A 1,793-nucleotide genomic window follows, 5' to 3' on the forward strand; every position below is an offset into this window, starting at 1 on the left:
GTCAGTCCCAGTGCGACCACGGAGGCCAGCACGGTACCGCCGGTAAATTTCTTCAGTGCATCGGATAGCGAGACACCCAGATATTCCTTCACCACCCAGAATGCCGAGTCGGTGACGTGGGTCCAGCCGATAGCGCCGGCGCCGATGGCAATCACGATGATTTCACGGCTGTAGCCGGAGTTATCGCCCAGCATAGGCAATACCATGCCGGCCGCGCTGATCATGGCAACGGTGGCCGAGCCGACGGCGAAGTGCATCAGCCCTGCAATCAGCCAGGCCAGTACGATAGGGTTCATGTCCAGTTGTGCCAGCGTTCCGGCCAGGACCTTGCCCACGCCGCTGTCGATCAGGATGCCGTTGAAGGCACCGCCGGCACCGATGATCAGCAAGATGCTGGCCAGTGGCGGGAAGCATTTGTCGGTCAGCACCAGCAGGTCGGCCATCTTCAGGCCGCGACGCAGCCCCAGCGACCAATAGGCGAACATCACCGCAATCGCCAGCGCTGGCAGCGGGTTACCCAGAAAGGCAACCACTTCGTAGCTGGTGGTGCCTTGCGTCAGCCCCATGGTGGCAACCGTTTTGCCTACCATCAGCAATAGCGGCAGCAGGATGGTGAACAGGGTGATGCCGAAGCCGGGCAGATCCTTGCGCTCGCTGCTGTCACAGCGCTCTTCCAGAAAAGCCTGCTGGGTAGAAGGTGCTTCACGCTTGCATACCAGATTGATCCAGACCGGGCCGGCGATGATGGCAGTCGGCAAGCCCACGATCAGGCCGTACATGATGACCTTGCCTACATCGGCGCCCAGCATGCCGGTAATTGCCATGGCGGCAGGGTGGGGTGGCAGCATGCAATGCACCACCATCAGCGAAATGGCCAGCGGCACGCCCAGATACAGCATATTGAGGCGAGTTTCTTTAGCGACGACATAGATCAGCGGAATTAGCAGCACAAAGCCCACTTCGAAAAAGACCGGAATGCCGGCGATGAAGCCGACCAGCATCATCGCCCATGAAGCGCGATCCTTGCCCAGCGTCTGCAGCAGGGTCTTGGCGATGCGCTCGGCTCCGCCGGATTCTTCCAGCATTTTGCCCAGAATGCTCCCCAGACCGATAATCGCCGCCAGAAAGCCCAGCGTGCCACCGACCCCGTTTTCGAACGAGGCGGCAATCGAGGTGAGCGGCATGCCCGAGCCGATGCCGACCAGCACTTCGTCGTCTATGGTGCAGCCGTGCAGCGTCACATGGTGGCCGATGGTCACATGTTTGCCGATGACTAGCGGCGCGCCCAGCGGATCGGATTCTTTTTTGTGGGAGACATGCAACATGGCGAAGTCCTGCACATTGCTGCCTTCACCGATGGTGATGCTGTTGACGTCGCCACGGATGACCGCATACGGCCATACCGAGCTGTCTTTTTCCAGTGTGACCTCACCGATGACCACGGCTGCCGGGTCGATATAGGCCGAAGCGGCCACATTTGGCGTGATGCCATCAAAAGAACGCAGGTTGTGATTCATCGGGCTGTCCTCATCTTGTCGTTTGATGCTGCCTATCATACAGGCGAGCCCCGACCAAGGATGACATAACGATGAATACCAACCCGCTGCTCGATTTTTCTGGCCTGCCCCGTTTCGATGAAATCCGCGCCGAGCATGTCGCGCCCGCCATCGACCAGCTGCTGACCGAGGCGCGTGCCGCCGTCGCTGCTGTGACCGCCAATAGCGAGTCCCCGAGCTGGGATAATGTCGAAGGCCCGCTGACCGATGCCACCGAGCGGCTGGGGATCGCATGGA

Annotated in this window: 1 protein-coding gene and 1 pseudogene; one reads left to right on the plus strand and one right to left on the minus strand. The window is 60.2% G+C overall.

All coding sequences use genetic code 11. The features are described from left to right. A partial coding sequence (locus EGI20_RS18235; RefSeq protein ID WP_498633106.1) for a GntT/GntP/DsdX family permease occupies window positions 1-1,517 on the minus strand: 1,517 nt, incomplete at its 3' end. 71 nt (window positions 1,518-1,588) lie between these two features. Between EGI20_RS18235 and EGI20_RS18240 the strand changes: the two are divergent. Then, window positions 1,589-1,793: pseudogene (locus EGI20_RS18240) on the plus strand (oligopeptidase A); the annotation flags it as partial.

Source organism: Aquitalea sp. S1-19 (assembly GCF_024343515.1).